This is a genomic window from Bacillus halotolerans (assembly GCF_004006435.1).
In the GTDB taxonomy this organism is placed as follows: Bacteria; Bacillota; Bacilli; order Bacillales; family Bacillaceae; genus Bacillus; species Bacillus halotolerans.
In genome coordinates this window covers 518875-540363 of record NZ_CP029364.1, presented here as the reverse complement: position 1 = coordinate 540363, position 21489 = coordinate 518875, and the positions used below count along the sequence as shown (strand labels likewise).

Annotated in this window: 21 protein-coding genes and 1 pseudogene; 17 read left to right on the top strand and 5 right to left on the bottom strand. The window is 42.4% G+C overall.

All coding sequences use genetic code 11. The features are described from left to right. Window positions 1-6 precede the first annotated feature (6 nt). A complete protein-coding gene (locus DIC78_RS02520; protein WP_106020392.1) occupies window positions 7-942 on the top strand; it encodes a glycosyl hydrolase family 18 protein in 936 nt (311 codons plus the stop codon). Between the two features lie 283 nt (window positions 943-1225). Continuing rightward, a complete protein-coding gene (locus DIC78_RS02510) occupies window positions 1226-1516 on the top strand; it encodes a DUF3219 family protein (RefSeq protein WP_127695351.1) in 291 nt (96 codons plus the stop codon). A 120-nt stretch (window positions 1517-1636) separates the two neighbouring features. Here the strand turns inward: DIC78_RS02510 and DIC78_RS02505 are convergent, their stop codons facing one another. Further along, on the bottom strand, window positions 1637-1822 hold the full coding sequence (locus DIC78_RS02505; protein ID WP_003232446.1) for a YkvS family protein: 186 nt from the start codon (window positions 1820-1822) through the stop codon (window positions 1637-1639). A gap of 164 nt (window positions 1823-1986) precedes the next feature. On the opposite strand from DIC78_RS02505, the gene DIC78_RS02500 reads away from it, so the two are divergent. The 5 genes from DIC78_RS02500 to DIC78_RS02480 all read left to right on the top strand — a co-directional run bounded on the left by DIC78_RS02500 (window position 1987) and on the right by DIC78_RS02480 (window position 7265). Then, complete coding sequence (locus DIC78_RS02500) at window positions 1987-2181, top strand: hypothetical protein (RefSeq protein ID WP_010334023.1); 195 nt, start codon at window positions 1987-1989, stop codon at window positions 2179-2181. A gap of 297 nt (window positions 2182-2478) precedes the next feature. Further along, window positions 2479-3108 carry a cell wall hydrolase gene (locus tag DIC78_RS02495; RefSeq protein WP_095713425.1) on the top strand — a complete coding sequence of 210 codons (630 nt, stop codon included), beginning with the start codon at window positions 2479-2481 and terminating at the stop codon, window positions 3106-3108. A gap of 117 nt (window positions 3109-3225) precedes the next feature. Further along, window positions 3226-4563, top strand: coding sequence for a sporulation protein YkvU (gene ykvU, locus DIC78_RS02490; protein ID WP_024121188.1), 1338 nt, complete (start codon window positions 3226-3228; stop codon window positions 4561-4563). 49 nt (window positions 4564-4612) lie between these two features. Beyond that, window positions 4613-5113: an endospore biogenesis thiol-disulfide oxidoreductase StoA gene (stoA, locus tag DIC78_RS02485; RefSeq protein WP_106020391.1), complete on the top strand. Its 501-nt coding sequence runs from the start codon at window positions 4613-4615 to the stop codon at window positions 5111-5113. 238 nt (window positions 5114-5351) lie between these two features. Continuing rightward, window positions 5352-7265 carry a heavy metal translocating P-type ATPase gene (locus DIC78_RS02480; protein ID WP_106020390.1) on the top strand — a complete coding sequence of 638 codons (1914 nt, stop codon included), beginning with the start codon at window positions 5352-5354 and terminating at the stop codon, window positions 7263-7265. 31 nt (window positions 7266-7296) lie between these two features. Here the strand turns inward: DIC78_RS02480 and DIC78_RS02475 are convergent, their stop codons facing one another. Next, window positions 7297-7512 (bottom strand): hypothetical protein, encoded by a 216-nt coding sequence (locus DIC78_RS02475; protein WP_106020389.1) that lies wholly within the window; start codon window positions 7510-7512, stop codon window positions 7297-7299. A gap of 163 nt (window positions 7513-7675) precedes the next feature. Between DIC78_RS02475 and DIC78_RS02470 the strand changes: the two genes are divergently transcribed. After that, window positions 7676-8770 carry a M24 family metallopeptidase gene (locus DIC78_RS02470; RefSeq protein ID WP_024121192.1) on the top strand — a complete coding sequence of 365 codons (1095 nt, stop codon included), beginning with the start codon at window positions 7676-7678 and terminating at the stop codon, window positions 8768-8770. 53 nt (window positions 8771-8823) lie between these two features. Here DIC78_RS02470 and DIC78_RS21975 read toward each other — a convergent pair whose 3' ends face one another. Further along, window positions 8824-8949 (bottom strand): hypothetical protein, encoded by a 126-nt coding sequence (locus tag DIC78_RS21975; RefSeq protein ID WP_010334030.1) that lies wholly within the window; start codon window positions 8947-8949, stop codon window positions 8824-8826. 106 nt (window positions 8950-9055) lie between these two features. On the opposite strand from DIC78_RS21975, the gene DIC78_RS02465 reads away from it, so the two are divergent. From DIC78_RS02465 to splB, 7 genes are all read left to right on the top strand, one after another. Then, window positions 9056-10021 (top strand): LacI family DNA-binding transcriptional regulator, encoded by a 966-nt coding sequence (locus DIC78_RS02465; protein ID WP_101865214.1) that lies wholly within the window; start codon window positions 9056-9058, stop codon window positions 10019-10021. A 61-nt stretch (window positions 10022-10082) separates the two neighbouring features. Then, the gene (glcT, locus tag DIC78_RS02460; protein ID WP_038954190.1) at window positions 10083-10949 is read left to right on the top strand and encodes a glucose PTS transporter transcription antiterminator GlcT; all 867 of its coding nucleotides are present in this window, start codon (window positions 10083-10085) and stop codon (window positions 10947-10949) included. 231 nt (window positions 10950-11180) lie between these two features. Then, window positions 11181-13280 carry a PTS glucose transporter subunit IIABC gene (ptsG, locus tag DIC78_RS02455; protein WP_024121195.1) on the top strand — a complete coding sequence of 700 codons (2100 nt, stop codon included), beginning with the start codon at window positions 11181-11183 and terminating at the stop codon, window positions 13278-13280. Between the two features lie 98 nt (window positions 13281-13378). Further along, complete coding sequence (locus tag DIC78_RS02450) at window positions 13379-13645, top strand: phosphocarrier protein HPr (protein ID WP_010334034.1); 267 nt, start codon at window positions 13379-13381, stop codon at window positions 13643-13645. Beyond that, window positions 13645-15357, top strand: a complete 1713-nt coding sequence (gene ptsP, locus DIC78_RS02445) for a phosphoenolpyruvate--protein phosphotransferase (protein WP_059292877.1) — start codon at window positions 13645-13647, stop codon at window positions 15355-15357. Before DIC78_RS02450 ends, ptsP begins: the two co-directional genes overlap by 1 nt. 90 nt (window positions 15358-15447) lie before the next feature. Further along, the gene (gene splA / locus DIC78_RS02440) at window positions 15448-15687 is read left to right on the top strand and encodes a splAB operon transcriptional regulator SplA (RefSeq protein WP_044156104.1); all 240 of its coding nucleotides are present in this window, start codon (window positions 15448-15450) and stop codon (window positions 15685-15687) included. A gap of 77 nt (window positions 15688-15764) precedes the next feature. Further along, entirely contained in the window at window positions 15765-16793 is a 1029-nt protein-coding gene (gene splB / locus DIC78_RS02435; RefSeq protein WP_106020387.1) for a spore photoproduct lyase, read from the top strand. On the opposite strand, the pseudogene DIC78_RS02430 reads toward splB, so the two are convergent. Continuing rightward, window positions 16786-17489, bottom strand: a pseudogene (locus DIC78_RS02430) (GNAT family N-acetyltransferase). The gene splB and the pseudogene DIC78_RS02430 overlap by 8 nt on opposite strands. 157 nt (window positions 17490-17646) lie before the next feature. Between DIC78_RS02430 and DIC78_RS02425 the strand changes: the two are divergent. Together DIC78_RS02425 and DIC78_RS02420 are read left to right on the top strand one after the other, a co-directional pair. Beyond that, the gene (locus DIC78_RS02425; protein WP_127695349.1) at window positions 17647-19614 is read left to right on the top strand and encodes a methyl-accepting chemotaxis protein; all 1968 of its coding nucleotides are present in this window, start codon (window positions 17647-17649) and stop codon (window positions 19612-19614) included. A gap of 136 nt (window positions 19615-19750) precedes the next feature. Then, entirely contained in the window at window positions 19751-20617 is an 867-nt protein-coding gene (locus DIC78_RS02420) for an NAD(P)-dependent oxidoreductase (RefSeq protein ID WP_127695347.1), read from the top strand. Between the two features lie 39 nt (window positions 20618-20656). On the opposite strand, the gene DIC78_RS02415 is transcribed toward DIC78_RS02420, so the two are convergent. Continuing rightward, the gene (locus DIC78_RS02415; protein WP_024121205.1) at window positions 20657-21436 is read right to left on the bottom strand and encodes a CAP domain-containing protein; all 780 of its coding nucleotides are present in this window, start codon (window positions 21434-21436) and stop codon (window positions 20657-20659) included. Between the last annotated feature and the right edge of the window lie 53 nt (window positions 21437-21489).

Sequence of the window (21489 nt, the reverse complement as noted above, 5' to 3'; positions counted from 1 at the left end):
TATGAGATGTTTCAAATGAGCTATTTCTATTCTGGATTAGGTTATGGTATTATTCATCACGTTGATCAAACGAACGGAGTATTAAAAGTCGTGTCTCCTGACTTTTTCTATATCAGAAAAAATGGATCACTACTTCTCCGTTCAGCTAATCCTGATGTGATTAAAGCTCTTCATAGAAGAAAATTAAAAGTAGTTCCTTTTTTAAGCAATCATTGGAATCAGGATTTGGGTCGAGTTGCGTTAAAGAAACGAGTGGTTTTGGCTAAACAAATTTCTAATGCAATAGAAGAACTGGATCTAGACGGGGTCAATATCGATATAGAAAACCTTACAGAGAAAGATCGGCAGGCATTTACGGATTTCGTTAGATTAGTAAGAAAAGGTATTCCTAGGCACAAAGAGGTATCAGTTGCAGTGGCAGCAAATCCTTTTGGCTGGACGAAGGGCTGGCACGGATTATATGATTATGAGAATTTAGCTAAACATGCGGACTATCTAATGGTTATGGCCTATGATGAAAGCCGCCTTGCTGGGCCTACTGCAAGTGTAGGATGGGTGGAAAAGTCCATTCAATATGCTCTAGCCCAAAAAATCTCTCCCAAAAAACTGGTTTTAGGATTGCCTTTCTATGGCCGTTGCTGGATGCAAAACCAATCTAACTCACAAGCCATTTCACTTTACCTTGTTAACTCATTAGTAAAAAGGCATAACGGTACAATTATTTTTGACATAAAGAGTCAGTCTCCAAAAGCTGTTTTTACGATCAAACACGATAAGAAGGATCTATTACCTCCAGGAACATATACATTATGGTTCGAAAATGAACAGTCACTCAGAGCAAAAATAAAACTCGTTCAAAAATATAACCTAAAAGGTCTTGGCAGCTGGAGTCTTGGACAAGAAGATTCGTCAGTCTGGAATAGAGTGTTTAAAAATATATAAGCGGAGGCGGTTAATAATCGTTAATATAGTTTCTCCTGCGGAATGCAGGGGATTTTATACATAAAAAAGACGAGTGAATCCGGGGGGGAATGCCACTCGTCACCTTCTAATGAAAAGACGGGATGCTGGATGGCAGCTCGTCTGTTTTATTATAAAATATCGAACGTATGTTTGTAAAGGCGTCTTTTTTAAAGAAATGGTTAAAATAATGCTCAGAACAGATTCATTGTAAATGTTAACGGCGTTATGTTAAGATGCATGAACTGATAAGGAGTGATACAAAGTGAAAACATTGCGTTTAAACGATGTCACGTTAGAAATGTCAACATATCAAGAAGAGAGCGAGCCGAAGCGGAAAATTGCCTTTACCTTACACGTTACCAGTGAGACTTATCATGATATCGCTGTGCTGTTATATGAAAAGACATTTAACGTCGAAGTTCCGGAACGAAATCTTGCCTTACGCGGTGAAATCACAAATTATTCAACGTCATTGACCAACCTGTACGAAGCGGGAGCCGTGAGTGAATTTTATATCGAAATAACGGAAACAGACACGAACGCCGATTCATAATCGGTGTTTTTTATGTAAAAAAGCTGCCGGCCGGCAGCTTTTGAGAAAGCTAATTTGATATGTAAGGTGTTTAATTGTTCGTCTTGCAGTTTTTGCGAATGCGTGTGGATGAAGGAGGATTTAATAGGAGTCTCTGATGATCTTGTAATTTTTATGATTAACAACAGTCAGTGAATCTAGCTCAAGATCCCGATAGTTATCCATAATGGTAACATCTACGATAACAGAATTCTCATTAACTTTTTCAACAACACCGGTTAATCCGTTTTTAAATTCAATGACGTTTCCGACCTTAGCGATTTTCACAAGCTTCCTCTCCTTTAAACATAATAATTCCTTTTGAAAGTATTAAACAGTATTTTTATTGAGAAGTAAAGCGATAAGGAGTTTTATCGTCCTAAGGAATTGTCCTGGCGCAGGAAAAATGATATATTGATTTTCGTTCAAAGATTGAAAAGGGGGAGTTTTGATTGCGTCCCGAAGACATAACAGAACAGATTGAACAGCTTCGTACTGGTGAAATAAAAGAATTGAGAGTCCAAAAAGAACACTTTCTTGATTTCAGGGCCGTTTTATCGAAACAGGACGATTTTAAGCATTTCCGAGGCATTGCCCAGCAAGGCGGAGATGTGGTGTTTCAATATTTAGAACAGCCAAGAAGCTAAAAGGTTTCTCATAAGTGAGAAGCCTTTTTATCATATATGACAGAACGCCAGCCTTTTATTACAAATGATGTAACAGACGTAAATAAAATGTAAAATTACAAAAATGGATAAATATGCCTTGAAATGACAAGATTTATAGAAAATCACGCTGTTTTTTTGCCATTAATCAGTGCGTCACCCGGTATATTCCATCCTGATACCTGTTTGGGAGAGTTGGAAAATCTTTTTCCGTGAAATTGATTTGATCTCTTGTTAAGGTTATGAAGTGTTTTTTGAGCACTTTAAGGAGGAAACTGTATGACGACAAAATTTACTGCGCTAGCTGTTTTTCTTCTTTGTTTCATGCCTGCTTCGAAAATTGAACATACACAAGCTTCACTACTGAACACAAAGAAGACAAAACATGAAGAAGCTAAGCTGCTTACCCATATAAATCATGACACAGACACATCTTTCTCTTCACTGTCTGCTGATGAGGACAAGAAAAAAATAAAGCCGATCAAGCTATCAGCGAACACTGAAAAGAAAGAAAAAGAACAATCAGAGAAAGCGAATGAGAAGAGAGAAACTTATTCTGAGTCTGAAAAAGAATTGCTTTCCCGACTCGTTCACGCAGAGGCGAAGGGCGAATCCTATGAAGGCAAGGTCGCTGTTGCAAGCGTTGTGCTGAACAGGACGGATAAGAAGGGCTTTCCCGATACAATCAGAGGGGTTATTTATCAGAAAAATGCCTTTGAACCTGTCGCAAACGGAAGCATTAATCAAGAGCCAGACAAAGAATCAATTGAGGCTGTTGAAGAAGCGATGTCATCTAAGGACAGAGAAACAGAAGCCCTTTTCTTTTATAACCCGAAAACGGCGTCAGATGACTGGATTCGCTCAAGGAAAATCATTGAAAAAATCGGCAGGCATGTCTTTGCCATATAAGCATAGAAGAGACCATTCGTCTCAGCTGTGCTTTTTTTTATAGAAAGAGTAAAAATAAAATAATTTTTGAACTTGTCTCATATGATGTTGGTAGTACAAGAGACAAGGAGAGACATCATGAATCGATTTGTAAAAGGGATTATTCTTTTATCCATTGCCGCCTTTTTCGCCGAATGCCTTGAATTTGTCGTGAATATGATTTTGGCGCGCGAGCTTGGCGAGCACGGGATGGGGCTTTACATGAGTATTTTGCCTACCATCTTTTTAATTATTGTCATCGCAAGCTTGGAGCTGCCAATATCAATTTCTAAATTTATCGCTGAATCAAATCCAAAGCTCCATGAAAGCATGCTGAGGCACGCCTTCAGAATGACAGCTGTTTTCACGGCCTTTTCCACCGCCGCCGCCAGTATTGCGCTTCCTTTTATTCCGGTGTTTGATACATATCACCCGTTTATCAAAGGAATTGTCATCGGCTTGATTCCTATTGTCGCCTTTACGTCAATTGCCAGAGGCTACTTTATGGGTGTGCAAAAAATGGGGAAGATCGCAATCGCTAATGTACTGAAAAAAATCATTCAGCTGTTGTGCTTGTTCATCTTCTTTCAATGGTACTCGTTTGAGCTGGACATGGCTGTGCTGATTTCGCTGTTTGTCCTTGTCGTGAGCGATGTGATCGTGCTTGTTTACTTGTATTCACAGTTTATCCTGGCAAGACGTGCGGTATCGGTTCAGCAGCATATCCATTTACGCGGGAAAGATGTTAGAAAAAGACTGCTTGCCGTATCGATTCCGACAACCGGACTGCGCATTTTCCACGCTGTAGTCAACGCCATTGAGCCTTTTTTAGTAAAAGGAGCGCTTTTGGCAGCGGGCGTTGCAGGGACAACTGCCATCGATCAATACGGCATGCTGGCCGGAGTGGCTGTGACAATAGGGTCGTTTCCTGCTTTTATCGCCCATTCGTTAATGGTCGTCATGATTCCCAGTATTTCTGAAGCTTATTCTCTCTCACAATATGACATCGTATTAAAAAGGCTGAAGCAGTCGATCTTTATCACGTTGGGATACGGTATACCGGCTGTCTGGATCATGTTTCAGTTTGCGGAGCCCCTGACCCATCTGTTTTTTCACTCTCCTGAAGCGCAGTATTATTTGCAGCTTTTGTGGCCGTACTTTCTCTTTCATTTATTTGTGATGCCCCTGCAGGCATGTTTAATCGGGATGGGCTTTGTCAAAGAAGCTTTTTATCACAACGTGTGGAGCCATCTCGTTGCGCTGAGTATGATGTATGTGCTGGGTTCAATGGAAAACCTGCAAATGCTCGGGATTATCCTTGGGATGAATACAGGTATGATTTTGCTGACGAGCCTACACTATACAACGATTTGCAAAGCGCTGCGTGTATCTGTTTTTCTGACGGGAGGAAACCGAACGCCGCGGATTGAAGGATGATAAATCTCTAGCGGGGCAAGCTATTTGAAAAGCATGAAAGGAAGATTCCATGTTGACAAAACGCTTGCCCCTCGCTATTTGCCTGATCTTATTTGCTATGATTCCATGGCTGCCTCTATCGGCACAGGCTGCCAATAAACAGCCTGCTGTTCCTGCGGTTTTCCTCATGAAAACGATAGAAGGAGAGGATATCTCCATCCCAAATAAAGGACAGAAAACGATCCTGCATTTTTGGACTTCATGGTGTCCGCCCTGCAAAAAGGAACTCCCTCAGTTCCAATCATTTTACGAGGCTCATCGATCTGACAGTGTGAAGCTGGTAACGGTCAATTTAGTGAATTCAGAACAAAATCAGCAAGTCGTTAAAGACTTTATCAAAGTAAACCATCTGACCTTTCCGATTGTTCTCGACACAAAAGGGGATTTAATGAAGGAATATCATATTATAACGATTCCCACCTCGTTTTTGCTGAATGAAAAGGGTGAAATTGAAGAAACAAAAGTGGGGCCGATGACGGCTGAACAATTGAAAGAATGGACGAAAGAATAAGCTGAGAGCGTAGCCTTTCAGCTTTTTTGTCATATAATGAAAGGTGAACAGATGTTAATGATAATTATTATCAAAAAGAAATTAAAATAATTATAATTGAAATTCTTTTTCTGCATGCTATAATTAAGAAAGACATCATGAAATAACCAACGATGAAGCTGCCTTCTGGGCGGCGATTTTGTTTTTTATAAGAGAAATGAAGATGATTTGCGTTCTCAATTAGGGAGGAGAATTCGATATGAATGAACAAGTGATGCTTCAACATGATCAGCATCAGCCATTAAAGACAGAACAGCCAGAAAAAAGCTGGTCCCAGCATGCGGAGCTTATCGCAGCCCTTGTGTCAGGTGCTCTTATTTTAGCAGGCTGGCTCCTTTCCTCACATCAGTTGTTATCGGTAACGCTATATTTGCTGGCCTTTGTCATCGGCGGATTTGCTAAAGCGAAAGAAGGAATCGAAGAAACGCTCGAATCCAAAACGCTGAATGTTGAGCTTTTAATGATTTTCGCTGCCGTGGGTTCCGCATTGATTGGGTACTGGGCAGAGGGTGCCGTTTTAATCTTTATTTTTTCCTTAAGCGGAGCTTTAGAAACATACACGATGAATAAAAGCAGCAGGGATTTAACTTCTTTAATGAAGCTTGAGCCTGAAGAAGCAACGCTGATTGTAAACGGTGAAACCAAAAGAGTATCGGTTGCAGATATAAAGGCTGGTGATACGATTGTTATCAAACCTGGAGAACGGGTGGCAGCTGACGGAATCATTGAATCTGGTTCTACAAGTCTTGACGAGTCAGCGTTAACGGGCGAATCGATGCCCGTAGAAAAAAACACCGGCGACGCTGTGTATACGGGAACTGTTAATCGAAACGGCTCCTTGACCGTCCGTGTCACAAAAGCAAGCGAAGATTCTTTATTCCGAAAGATTATCAAATTGGTGGAATCTGCGCAAAACAGTGTGTCACCTGCGCAAGCTTTTATCGAACGATTTGAAAATGCATATGTAAAAGGCGTTCTGATCGTGGTGGGGCTGCTGTTGTTTGTTCCGCACTTTGCACTTGGCTGGAGCTGGAGTGAAACCTTTTATCGCGCGATGGTATTTATGGTGGTGGCGTCACCTTGCGCACTTGTCGCGTCCATCATGCCGGCAGCGCTGTCCTTGATTTCAAATGGCGCCCGCAACGGCATGCTAGTGAAAGGAAGTGTATTTCTTGAACAGCTGGGATCTGTGCAAATGATCGCTTTTGACAAAACGGGGACTGTAACAAAAGGCCAGCCCGCGGTTGAGACGGTCAGACTGGCGGAAGGGTATGAAGAAACGGAAGTGCTTGAAGCTGTCTATGCGATTGAGAAGCAGTCCAGCCATCCGCTCGCGCAAGCCATTGCCGGCTACGCTGAAAGCCGCGGCATCAACAAGTCCGGCTACATATCAATCGAAGAAACGTCAGGCTTTGGTGTAATGGCTGAAGTGGCGGGTGCCAAATGGAAAGTCGGAAAGGCAGGATTTATTGGGGAAGAATTGTCAGCGCAATTTTTGAAACAATCTGCATCAGATATCATTCAAAACGGCCAAACCATAGTGTTTGTGAAAAAGGACGATCAAATTGCCGGCTGTATCGCTTTGAAAGATCAAATCAGACCTGAAGCAAAAGAAGTCATGGATGAACTGAGCCGTCTGGGGATTAAAACGGCCATGCTGACGGGAGATCACGAGGACACGGCTCAAGCGATAGCGAAGGAAGCGGGAATGACAACAGTTGCAGCAGAATGTCTGCCTGACCAAAAAGTAAATGAAGTGAAACGATTAAAAGAAGAATTCGGGACGATTGCAATGGTCGGAGACGGAATCAACGATGCGCCGGCACTAAAAGCGGCGGATGTCGGCATTGCAATGGGCGGCGGAACAGACGTGGCCCTTGAAACTGCTGATATGGTGCTCATGCAAAACGATTTGAAAAAACTCGTAAAAATGTGCCGTTTATCACGGAAAATGAACAGGATTGTAAAGCAGAATATCGTATTTTCTCTCGCGGTCATTTGCCTGCTTATTTGCGCAAACTTTTTACAGGTGATGGAATTGCCGTTTGGCGTTATAGGCCATGAAGGAAGTACGATCTTGGTGATTCTAAACGGTTTGAGGCTTTTAAAATAAAAAACAGCGGTCCAAATGGGCTGCTGTTTTTTTATGGATCAAGTTTTACCTTCCTTTTCTTTTTCTCTTGATCCGGCCTTTTCATCACAATGATGAGAGCCAGGATGCAGCAAAGGAAGCCGGCAGCACAGCCTATGATAGAGCTGTAATAATAAAAATCCACCAGCTTCATACCGACAAAAGGAGCGGAAATTCCCCCAACTGTTAATAGAACAACTGCCTTACGTCTGAAAAAATTCATCAGCAAACGGAACAACTCCCTGCGATTTAACTCTCCTCTCAGTATACAAGATGACCGGCAGGAAATAAAATGATGGAAAACGGAAAGTCGCCGTGAAAGGCAAACACCCGTAAAACCTGTTACAATATATAAAGAACAATGCATGGCAAAAGGCAGGGAGGAACAAGAAATGAATAGAATACAACGCGTCTCTTCATGGCTGAAGGAAGCGGGGCATACTGCCGCATTTATTCATACGAAAGAAAATGTATTTTACTTAACCGGTTTTTATACAGAGCCGCATGAACGTGTAATGGGTTTGTTTATCTTTCAAGAGGAGGAGCCATTTTTCGTTTGTCCGGGAATGGAGGCAGACCAGGCTCGAAATGCCGGATGGAATCACGAAATTATTGGCTATGCCGATCACGAAAATCCATGGGAGCTCATTGAAAAAGCACTCAAAAAACGAAATGTCAGCATACATACGCTTGCCGTAGAAAAGGATTCAATCTCGCTTTCGCGTGCCGAACAACTGAAGCATTCAGCTGGAGGAGCTCAATTTGTATCAGCAGAAGAAACACTTAACCAGTTTCGTCTGATTAAAGGCGAGCATGAAATTAAATTGCTGAAAGAGGCGGCGAAGCTTGCCGATTTTGGTGTTGAAGTCGGAACAGCTGCTTTGCGTGAAGGCATCAGTGAGGTGGAAGTTCTCGCTCAGATTGAGTATGAGTTGAAGAAAAAAGGAATTCAGGGCATGTCTTTCTCGACAATGGTGCTATTCGGGAAAAAATCAGGTCAGCCTCACGGAAATCCGGGGACAGCCACATTAAAGAAAGGCGATCTTGTCTTGTTTGACCTGGGTGTTATTATGGACGGCTATTGCTCTGATATCACGCGAACCTTTGCTTACAAAACAATCAATCCGAAGCAGGAAGAAATGTACGAGACGGTGCTTCAAGCGGAAAAAGCCGCGATAGAAGCAAGCAAACCAGGCGTGAGAATCGGAGATCTGGACTTAACTGCCCGCGGAATCATTGAAAAAGCCGGATACGGAGAATATTTCCCTCACCGGCTGGGCCATGGTCTCGGCATTTCAGTGCATGAGTACCCGTCAATGAGCAAAGCCAATGACACGCTGCTGCAGGAAGGAATGGTTTACACAATCGAACCGGGCATTTATGTGCCGGATGTTGGCGGCGTACGCATTGAAGATGACGTTCACGTAACAAAAGACGGGGCGGTTGCGCTTACTCAATATCCGAAGGAATTAACGATATTGCCGTAACAGGCAGAGATAAAAAAGGACTTTGTTCTCGACATCGTCCTTTTTTATCTGTTTTAAATAAAAAAATCATCAAACGTCCGAAATGGTTTCACTTCATGTTTTTGATTGAGCGGTCTTACAGCCAGGCAGCTTCCGCCCAGAACGGCCAGACATAATCCAATTAAAATGAAGAAACCCATTTATATCTTCTCCTTTCAGCAAAAAAACATCTAATCTGTCGGTACGTTCTTATCGTATTGTATGAAACGCATTCCAGATCAAGGGAAATCAGAAAGAAGGGAATTTATGGCTAATATTAAAGACATTGCAGACAAAGCCGGTGTCTCCGTTACGACGGTTTCCAGAGTCATAAACAATCATCCTTATGTAAGTGAAGAGAAAAGAAAAAGAGTGCTTGAAGCAATGGAAGTGTTGGAGTACACAAGAAATGTCCACGCTGTGCATTTGTCGAAGGGGTTTTCAAACATGATCGGTGTTGTGATGCCGACGATCGGCCTTCCTTATTTTGCGGAACTGATGGCGGGAATCTCAGACGCTGCCGCAGAATCAGGTATTCACCTCTCTTTATTCCAGACAAATTATGACGTGAAGAAAGAAATCTTTGCGCTGTCCCAATTAAAACAGCGCCAGGTTGACGGTTTGATTTTTTGCTCGAAGGCGCTGTCTGATGACAAGCTCAAGGAGTGGGAAGGGCCGATATTGCTTTGTCAGAATTCAAACAAGGGCGGATTTTCCACAATCAGCATTCCTCATCAAGCCGCATTCCGGGACGGACTCGACTATTTAATCGCCAAAGGGCACAAAAAAATAGCGATTTGCTTAGCGAGAAAAAAAGGCATGAACAGTCATTTTCGCATCAAAGCATATAAAGAAGCATTGGAAGAGATCGGAGAAACATTCAATGAAGAATGGGTGATTGAGAAAGCGATTACAATGAACGATGGGAAAGCGCTTTTTCATAAATGGAACAACTGGAGAGAAAGGCCGACGGCTATTTTTGTCGCGAATGACCAGGTATCGGCAGGGCTTTTACTCGAAGCGAAAGCTCAGAAAGTGTCTGTTCCGGATGAACTTGCGATCTTAAGCTTTGATAACCATGAAATCAGCCAATTGCTTGGGATATCAACTATCGATATTCAAGCGAAGGAAATGGGCAAGCAGGCGTTTGCCATGCTGGAAAAAAGGATTCAAGGTCAGCCGATTGAAAGCAGGGTTCTTGATTACCGTCTCATTGAAAGATCGACTGTTTAGTGAAAGCATGAAAAAAGGTTTGACGCGCATTCCGTTCGTTATGTACGATATGAGGTATTGAATGACAAAGGAGCTGAGGATCGTGAATGGGTCCTTTACAGTGAAAAAGGTACTGAATAATAACGTATTAATTGCTTCTCATCATAAATACAGTGAAGTAGTTTTGATCGGAAAAGGAATTGGTTTCGGAAAAAAACAAGATGATGTGATTGAAGATAAAGGGTACGATAAAATGTTCATTTTAAAGGACGAAAAGGAACAGAAGCAGTTTAAAAAGCTCCTCGACTATGTTGATGAAAAGCTCGTTGATATTTCAAACGATGTCATATACCATATCAGCAATCGGACAAACCGCTCACTAAATGAACATATTCATATTGCACTGACTGACCATATTGCATTTGCAATCAAAAGGCAGCAGCAGGGCTTTGATATGAAAAATCCTTTTTTAATGGAGACGCAGTCACTTTATCCGGATGAATATCAGATTGCCAAAGAAGTCATTGATATGATCAATGAAAAAGCGGGCATCTGCCTTCCGGAAGGGGAGATCGGTTTTATCGCCCTGCATATTCATTCAGCCCTGACGAATCGCCCGCTGTCCGAAGTCAATAAGCACTCTCAGCTGATGGCGCAGCTTGTAGAGGTGATTGAAGACTCGTTTCAAATGAAAGTAAATAAGGAAAGCGTCAACTATTTACGGCTTATCCGGCACATCAGATTTACGATAGAAAGAATTAAAAAAGAGGAACCGACTAAAGAACCAGAAAAATTAATGTTGTTATTGAAAAATGAATATCCGCTATGCTACAATACAGCTTGGAAATTGATTAAAATCTTGCAGCAAACATTGAAGAAACCAGTTCATGAGGCGGAAGCGGTTTATCTCACGCTTCATCTGTACCGATTAACCAATAAAATTTCATAAATTCAGTTTATCCTTTAAAAACGTGTTACTGATCCGATCAGGCATGAGTGATTGAGGGGAAAAAACGGGAAGGTCATTCTCGTTCTTTTGCGCACCCTATTTTGCTCATGCCTTTTTTGTTGTGTAAAAGGGCAAATGTAAACGGTTAAACTGGAAGACTTACGCCTGTGAATTCGTTGTCATGATTTTTAGCTGTAAGGTCAGACTAGTAAAAAGAGGAGGTCAATTCTTATGTTTAAAGCATTATTCGGCGTTCTCCAAAAAATCGGGCGTGCGCTTATGCTTCCAGTTGCGATTCTTCCTGCGGCGGGTATTTTGCTTGCGATCGGGAATGCAATGCAAAACAAGGACATGATTCAAGTCCTGCATTTCCTAAGCAATGACAATGTTCAGCTCGTAGCGGGTGTGATGGAAAGCGCTGGGCAGATTGTTTTCGATAACCTTCCGCTTCTTTTCGCAGTAGGTGTAGCCATCGGGCTTGCCAACGGAGATGGAGTTGCAGGGATAGCAGCAATTATCGGTTATCTGGTGATGAACGTATCCATGAGTGCGGTTCTTCTTGCAAACGGAACCATTCCTTCCGATTCAATCGAAAGAGCCAAGTTTTTCACGGAAAACCACCCGGCATATGTAAACATGCTCGGCATACCTACCTTGGCGACAGGGGTATTCGGCGGTATTATCGTCGGTGTGCTGGCGGCATTGTTGTTTAACAAATTTTATACAATTGAATTGCCGCAATATCTTGGTTTCTTTGCGGGTAAACGTTTCGTACCGATTATTACGTCAATTTCCGCACTGATTCTTGGTCTTATTATGTTAGTGATCTGGCCTCCGATCCAGCATGGATTGAATGCCTTTTCAACTGGATTAGTGGAAGCGAATCCAACCCTTGCTGCATTTATCTTCGGGGTCATTGAACGTTCGCTTATTCCATTTGGTCTGCATCATATTTTCTACTCGCCGTTCTGGTATGAATTCTTCAGCTACAAAAGTGCAGCCGGAGAGATCATCCGCGGGGATCAGCGCATCTTTATGGCGCAGATTAAAGACGGCGTACAGTTAACAGCAGGTACGTTCATGACAGGTAAATATCCATTTATGATGTTCGGTCTTCCTGCTGCGGCACTTGCGATTTATCATGAAGCAAAACCGCAAAACAAAAAACTTGTTGCAGGTATTATGGGTTCAGCAGCACTGACATCCTTCCTGACAGGGATCACAGAGCCATTGGAATTCTCATTCCTATTCGTTGCCCCTGTCCTATTTGCGATTCACTGTTTGTTTGCAGGGCTTTCATTCATGGTCATGCAGCTGTTGAATGTTAAGATTGGTATGACATTCTCCGGCGGTTTAATTGACTACTTCCTTTTCGGCATTTTACCGAACCGCACGGCTTGGTGGCTTGTCATCCCTGTTGGTTTAGGGATTGCGGTTATTTACTACTTCGGATTCCGATTTGCGATCCGCAAATTTAATCTGAAAACACCAGGCCGTGAGGATGCTTCAGCTGAAACAGCAGCATCCGGGAAAACAGGAGAAGCAGGCGACCTTCCTTACGAGATCCTGCAGGCCATGGGTGACCAGGAAAACATCAAACACCTTGATGCTTGTATCACTCGTCTGCGTGTGACTGTAAACGATCAGAAAAAGGTTGATAAAGACCGTCTGAAGCAGCTTGGCGCCTCCGGGGTTCTGGAAGTGGGCAACAATATTCAGGCGATTTTCGGACCGCGTTCTGACGGATTAAAAACACAAATGCAGGACATCATCGCGGGACGCAAACCAAGACCTGAACCGAAAACATCCGCTGAGGAAGAAGTAGGGCAGCAGGTTGAGGAAGTCATTGCAGAACCGCTGCAAAATGAAATTGGCGAGGAAGTCTTTGTTTCTCCGATTGCTGGAGAAATTCACCCAATTACTGATGTTCCTGACCAAGTCTTCTCAGGAAAAATGATGGGTGACGGCTTTGCGATCCTTCCTTCTGAAGGCATCGTCGTTTCTCCGGTACGAGGAAAAATATTAAATGTTTTCCCGACAAAACATGCAATCGGCCTGCAATCCGACGGTGGAAAAGAAATTTTGATCCACTTCGGCATTGATACGGTCAGCCTCAAGGGCGAAGGGTTTACGTCTTTCGTATCAGAAGGGGACCGCGTTGAGCCTGGACAAAAGCTTCTTGAAGTTGATTTGGACGCAGTAAAACCGAATGTACCGTCTCTGATGACACCGATCGTATTTACGAACCTTGCTGAAGGAGAAACGGTCAGCATTAAGGCAAGCGGATCAGTTAACAGAGAGCAAGAAGACATTGTGAAGATTGAAAAATAAGGGTATATAGTACGCTGTGCTTGTCAGATGACAAGTACGGCTGTATGATATAATATTGTGAAGTAATATAGCTTTAAGTTAAAAGGAGAATGATAAAAATGGCACAAAAAACATTCAAAGTAACTGCAGATTCTGGAATTCACGCTCGTCCTGCAACAGTTCTTGTACAAACTGCAAGCAAATACGACGCTGACGTTAATTTGGAATATAACGGCAAAACTGTAAACCTTAAATCAATCATGGGTGTTATGTCTCTTGGAATCGCTAAAGGCGCTGAAATCACAATTTCTGCTGCTGGCGCTGACGAAAACGATGCTCTTAACGCTTTAGAAGAAACAATGAAAAGCGAAGGACTCGGCGAGTAATGCAAGAATTAAAAGGGATTGGTGCTTCAGCCGGCATCGCGATTGCAAAAGCGTACCGGCTTGAAGAGCCAGATTTAACGGTTGAAAAGAAAAACATCTCTGATTCTGAAGCGGAAGTAAGCCGTTTTGATGAAGCGATTGCACGTTCTAAAGAAGAGCTCGAAAAAATCAAAGAGCATGCTTTGAAAGAACTGGGTCAGGATAAAGCTGATATTTTTTCTGCTCACCTTTTAGTTCTCAGTGACCCTGAGCTTCTGAATCCTGTGAAAGAAAAAATCAGCTCTGATTCTGTAAACGCTGAATTCGCTTTAAAAGAAACGTCTTCTATGTTCGTTACCATGTTTGAATCCATGGATAATGAATACATGAAAGAGCGTGCGGCAGATATCCGCGACGTAACAAAACGCGTAACGGGCCACCTGCTTGGCGTTGAAATTCCAAACCCAAGCATGATTTCAGAAGAAGTTATTATTGTAGCTGAAGACTTAACACCGTCTGACACGGCTCAATTAAACCGTGAGTTCGTAAAAGGATTCACAACTGATATCGGCGGACGCACATCTCACTCTGCCATCATGGCGCGTTCTCTTGAGATTCCTGCAGTTGTCGGAACGAAAGCGGCTACAGGCACGATCCAAAACGGCGTGACTGTTATCGTTGACGGTATTAATGGCGATGTCATTATCGATCCTTCTGCGGAAACTGTAAAAGAGTATGAAGAAAAACATAACGCTTATTTAGCTCAAAAAGCTGAGTGGGCGAAGCTGGTCAATGAACCGACTGTATCAAAAGACGGTCATCATGTAGAGCTTGCAGCGAATATCGGTACTCCTGATGATGTGAAGGGTGTTCTTGAAAACGGCGGAGAAGCAGTTGGTCTTTACCGTACAGAATTCCTTTACATGGGAAGAGATCAGCTGCCTACAGAAGATGAGCAGTTTGACGCTTACAAAACGGTTCTTGAGCGTATGGAAGGAAAATCAGTTGTCGTTCGGACACTTGATATCGGCGGAGACAAAGAGCTTCCTTACCTGCAGCTTCCTAAAGAAATGAACCCGTTCTTGGGCTACAGAGCGATTCGTCTTTGCCTTGAAGAGCAAGAAATCTTCAGAACACAGCTTCGCGCGCTGCTTCGTGCAAGTACATACGGAAACTTGAAAATCATGTTCCCTATGATTGCGACAGTTAACGAATTCAAAGAAGCGAAAGCGATCCTTCTTGAAGAGAAAGAAAAGCTTGTCAAAGCGGGACAAACTGTATCTGACGACATCGAAGTCGGTATGATGGTTGAGATTCCGTCAACTGCAGTTATCGCTGATCAGTTTGCTAAAGAAGTTGACTTCTTCAGTATCGGAACAAATGATTTGATCCAATACACAATGGCAGCTGACCGTATGAATGAACGTGTATCTTACCTGTATCAGCCATACAACCCTGCAATCCTTCGCTTAATTACACTTGTAATTGAAGCGGCACATAAAGAAGGAAAATGGGTCGGCATGTGCGGAGAAATGGCAGGAGATGAAATTGCGATTCCGATTCTTCTTGGCTTAGGCTTAGATGAGTTCTCAATGAGCGCAACTTCTATCCTTCCGGCAAGAACACAAATCAGCAAATTGTCTAAACAAGAAGCTGAGTCATTCAAAGAGAAAATCTTATCTATGAGCACGACAGAAGAAGTTGTCGCGTTCGTAAAAGAAACATTCAAGTAATTCACAAAAACCAGACGGCCTCCGGCCTGTCTGGTTTTTTTCATAATCTGGGATGCAGCGGGGCACAATAACATGGCTAGGAGGGATAGAATGTCAAACGAATTTAACGCAGGAGATACAGTCTACGTCATCTACAGAAATCCGCACGCCGCCAATGTTGCTCATATAAAGGAAGCTGAAATTGTGCATCACCCATACCATGAGGGTGAGCTTTCCCTGTTTATATTTGAAACCTATCATCCGTTTGCTGAGGATGATGCTGTTTTTGCAAGCTATGAAGAAGCAAAAACACTTTACAAAGAATTATTTGATATCGATCCGTACGAGTAACAAGGAAAACATTACAACTCATATCCTTTCCGCCTTATGAGAAAAGTAACGGTAGAAAAGGAAAAGGATGTGGCACCATGCAGAACCCATTTGTTCCGCAGCTCGTTTATATTGAACCGAGAGCAATGGAATATCCATTGGCACAGGAATTACATGATAAATTTGAAAAAATGGGCATCGAAATCAGAGAAACGACGTCCCATAACCAAGTGCGCAATATTCCTGGTAAAAACCATCTTCAGCAATACCGTAATGCAAAATCAACTTTAGTTATCGGTGTCCGAAAAACATTAAAGTTTGATTCTTCAAAACCGTCAGCTGAATATGCGATCCCGTTTGCGACAGGCTGTATGGGGCATTGCCATTACTGCTATTTACAAACCACAATGGGAACAAAACCCTATATCAGAACCTATGTAAATGTCGAAGAAATCTTGGACCAGGCGGATCAGTATATGAAAGAACGTGCACCGGAGTTTACAAGGTTTGAAGCTTCATGTACCTCGGATATTGTGGGCATCGACCATTTGACACATACGCTCAAGCACGCCATTGAACATTTTGGACAGAGTGAGCTTGGCAAGCTCAGATTTGTCACGAAGTTTCACCATGTTGATCACCTTTTGGATGCGAAACATAACGGGAAAACAAGATTCAGATTCAGCATAAATGCTGACTATGTGATTAAGAATTTTGAGCCGGGAACCTCTCCTCTCGATAAACGGATTGAAGCGGCTGTAAAAGTAGCGAAAGCAGGCTACCCGTTAGGCTTTATTGTTGCGCCGATTTACATCCATGAAGGCTGGGAGGATGGATACAGACATCTGTTTGAAAAACTTGATGCCGCTTTGCCGCAGGATGTCAGACAGGATATTACCTTTGAATTGATTCAGCATCGATTTACGAAGCCGGCGAAACGAGTCATTGAGAAGAATTATCCAAAAACAAAGCTTGAGTTAGATGAAGAAAAGCGGCGCTATAAATGGGGACGCTACGGGATCGGAAAATATATTTATCAGAAAGATGAAGAGCATGTGCTTCGAGAAACGCTTGAATCTTATATCGATACGTATTTTCCTAATGCAAAAATTGAATATTTCACGTAAACGGGCTGTCAGCTTTACAGCTCGTTTTTTCATAAAAAGGGATTTTTCCACTCCATCAAAACCCCGTAATTCAAGGATTCTTCATCGTCCAAATAATTGCTGACGATGCAGAGCGGTGAACGGCCGCAATGGAGGAGAAATGACAGTACAGGATCTTTCTTTTTTCCTTCTATAACATCCTCTACATATTGTGAAGCACTGATCTCATGTGCGTACTTATGATAAAAAGGAATACGTCCGCCGCCGAGTAACCGTTCCATTCGCATTTCAACGGCTAATTCATACATCGTATTCATCAGCCATTTCCCTATTCCAAGCTTCCGGTAATGCGGTGAAACCGAAATATCAACTACATATAACGTATTTGCCTGCGGATCATGACATGTAATATAGCCGTTATCTGTTGTCTCCGCCCATGTATGCTCGGGAGCATCAGGATCAAATTGCACGATAAGGGAAGTCATCGAACCGACGATTTCACCATTAACCAGCGCGCATAAGGCGCCTTCCGGAAAGGTGTTGATATGGCTGTCAAGCTGTTCTTCTGACCACAGCAATTCCTGCGGAAATGGAGGGGGGAAAACACTCTTTCTGCAGAGAAAGCAATCCCTCAATGTCTGTTCTTGAATAATTTCTGATCGTCAGCCGCTCAAATTTAATGCCATTATGGACATACATCTGTTTAAAAATGACAATCACTCTCCTTGTGCTGTTTATTATATCGTAATCCAAACTGCTGAAACACAATTAGTTTGAATTTTCAGTAAATATCTTGTAATTTCATTATAATTTATTTTATGTTTATTCATTTTTTGGGTGAAAAGGCCGATATAGAAAATAGGAGGGGATTGGTTTGTTTAAAAAACTTCACATGAAGATTGCTGTTTTCGTTTCTATCATGTTAGTCGTCACAGTTGTTCTTTTGATGCTTTCTTCTTACCTGACGTTAAAACCGATGATTACAGAGGATGGGAAAAACACGACACAAAACGTAACAAACTCGCTTGAACAAAATATCGAACTGCAATTAAAGAGTTATGACATTTCGCTGTTAAGATTGGCAAATGGAGAGTTAACACGTGCATTTGTGACAAACTCAAGTAAAGCAGCTTCCAGGCTGTTTAATGATGACATTAAACAAATTAAAGAAAACGATGATTATGTGGCGATGGCCTATATAGGAACCGCAAAAAAAGAAATGTTTACATATCCGAAAGCAAAATTTGCAAAAGATTATGATCCGGTTTCTAGACCATGGTATAAGCGCGCGGCTGAAACACCGGATAAAGTCGTCTGGACGGAACCCTATAAAGATGTCGTGACGGGAGAAATGATCGTCACAGCCTCAAAAGCAATTCTTGACGGGCAGAAGGTGATAGGCGTTGCCAGTTATGATCTGAAACTTTCTTCCATCCAGACCATGGTAAATAAGCAAAAGGTGCCATATAATGGCTTTGCTTTTTTAGCTGATGCAAGCGGCAATCTTTTAGCACATCCGTCAAACCAAGGAACAAATATCTCCAAGGACCAAACATTAAAAACCATTGCATCTGACAAAAACGGGATACAAGATGCAAAGGGAAAAATGATTGTGTATCAAACGGTTGGAGAAACGGGATGGAAAGTCGGAACACAATTTGACACAAATAAATTAATGTGGATTTCAGATAAAATGAATCGGGCGAACCTTTTCATCTCACTCATCGCGCTGGCGGTGACGATTATTCTCAGCTACTTCCTCGCCAAAACAATAACCGGGCCGATCCAGCAGCTGATTGCAAAAACAAAGGCCGTCTCTGCAGGCGATTTGACAGTGCATGCAGAGTCAAAGACCAAGGATGAAGTCGGCATGTTAACAAGAGACTTTAATCAGATGGTTGAAAACATGAAGGAAATGGTGGAACAAGTCAGACATTCTTCAGGAAAAGTGTCTGACACCTCTGAACAATTAACAGCTGTCTCCGCTGAAACCAATGAAACGAGCGGACAAATTGCGAAAGCGATCGAAGAAGTGGCAGCAGGGGCAACGGAACAGGCTTCAGAAGTTGAGACCATTAACGAAAAATCAGAAAACCTGTCTGCTAAAATCAGACGAATTGCTGATCAGGCAGGCGGCATGAAAGCACGTTCAAAATCCTCAGAGGATGCAAGCTATAAAGGGCTTGACGCGCTCGGCCAGCTGCTGATGAAATCAAACGAAGCCAATACGGAAACAAAGAAAGTCGAAACGATGCTGCTGGATTTGGAAAATCAAACGAAGAATATAGAAGAAGTGGTTACTGCGATTTCAAATATTTCGGATCAAACCAATTTACTTGCCTTAAATGCCAGTATTGAAGCAGCCAGAGCCGGTGAAAGCGGACGGGGATTTGCAGTCGTGGCTGAAGAGGTGCGGAAGCTTGCCGAGCAGTCAGCGCTTTCCACCAAGCATATCAGTGAGACAGTGAAGTTGATTCAGCTTGAAACAAAAGAGGCTTCCCATGCAATGGTCGAAGCAAGTAAAATGAATGATGAACAAAACAGTGCAATTCATGAGACTGGCGAAGTATTAAACACCATCACCGCGGAAATGCAGTCACTTGTTCAAGGGATTGATCAAATTTACGTAGAAATACAAAGAATGAGTGAAGAACAGCTTGCCATTTCTGAAGCGATTCAAAGCATCTCAGCTATATCACAGGAATCGGCTGCTGCAGCGGAGGAAGTCAACGCCTCAACCGATGAACAGCTGATCACGCTTGAGAAAGTCAAACATTCAACTGATACATTAAAACATGCAAGCCAAGAGCTTATGAACGCTATTGCTAAATTCACATTATAATCAACATTGGATACCCAGGGCTTTTTCAAGTTTTGGGTTTTTTATTTTTTAGACTCTACTATATGATTACTAGATATGGTAGTCTAGAAAATGATAAATTTTAACTAAATGAAATCTAACGTCTGGGGGAATTTACTTGAAAAAAACAGTCGGTTTTATCGGTCTTGGAGTAATGGGAAACAGTATGGCTTCACATATCCTTAAAGATGGACATCACGTATTGGTGTATACCCGGACAAAAGCAAAAGCGGACAGCATACTGGAAAAAGGCGCGGTGTGGAAAGACACTGTAAAAGATCTATCGAAAGAAGCAGATATCATTATTACAATGGTAGGCTATCCCAGTGATGTAGAAGAAGTGTATTTCGGCAGCAGCGGAATTATTGAAAATGCTAAAAAAGGCGCGTATCTCATTGATATGACGACTTCCAAACCGTCATTAGCCAAAAAAATTGCGGAGACAGCCAAAGAAAAATCATTATTTGCCTTAGACGCACCTGTTTCAGGAGGTGACATTGGCGCGCAAAACGGAACACTGGCGATTATGGTCGGAGGAGAAAAAGAAGCGTTTGAAGCTTGCCTGCCCATCTTCACTTTAATGGGAGAGAATATTCAATATCAAGGGCCGGCAGGAAGCGGACAGCACACAAAGATGTGTAATCAAATCGCGATTGCAGCAGGTATGATCGGTGTAGCCGAAGCGATGGCTTATGCCCAAAAATCAGGCCTTCAGCCGGAAAATGTCCTGAAGAGCATTACAACTGGAGCGGCAGGAAGCTGGTCATTATCAAATCTCGCCCCGCGTATGCTGAAAGGTGATTTCGAGCCAGGATTTTATGTAAAGCATTTTATCAAAGATATGGGAATTGCTTTAGAGGAAGCTGAATTAATGGGTGAAGAAATGCCAGGCTTGTCGCTTGCGAAATCATTATATGACCAACTTGCCGCACAAGGAGAAGAAAACAGCGGGACCCAAAGTATATATAAGCTTTGGGTGAAATAAAAAGAGATTGCCTGTCCAAAACAGGCAATCTCTTTTTTATTATTTTCCGATGAATTGCTGTGTCCAGTAGCTGCCGGATTCAACATAACCGACACCGATGTGTGTGAAGTTAGGGTTAAGAATGTTTTTTCTGTGGCCCTCACTGTTCATCCAAGCTTTTACTACTTCTTCAGGTGTTTTTTGTCCTTTAGCAATGTTTTCACCAGCTGTTTTGTAGCTGATTCCGAAAGATTTCATCATATCAAACGGTGAGCCGTAAGTTGGGCTTTGGTGATCAAAATAGTTCTTGTCTTTCATATCCTGTGATTTTGCATGTGCAGATTTGCTTAATGTTTCATCAATTTGTAGCGGTTTTAAACCTTGTTTTTGTCTTTCTGCATTTGTCAGCTCAACAACTTTTTTCTCATATGCACTTACAGATGAAGGTGCAGCTGTTGTTGTATTATTGCTTGTTTTTTCAGGAGTAGCCGGTGCTTTAGCAGCAGTGCTTTTATCAGCAGCGGCTTTTTCAGGAGCCTTTTGGGCTGGCTTTGCAGCTTCCGGCTTTTGAACATCCTGAATCTTCATGTTGGATTGTTTCGCGTGCTTTTGAAGAAGCTTCTCGAGATCTTTTTCGTTAGCCGCGTTTAGTGTTTTTATATTTGTTTTAATATGTAGCTTTTTCACTACATCCTTAAGTGTAAGGTTTTGCACTGTGTTCCCCGTTTTGACCGTTACCACAGGCTGGCAGGAGAGTTCTTTCGCTGATGCTTGCTGTACGCCTCCGAATGTGAATAATCCCACCGCAGCGGCAGCTGATAAAATAAATGCTTTTTTCATTAGTTCGTAACCTCCTAGAGTTGTTTGTTTTCTACAAAAAAATCATAACATAG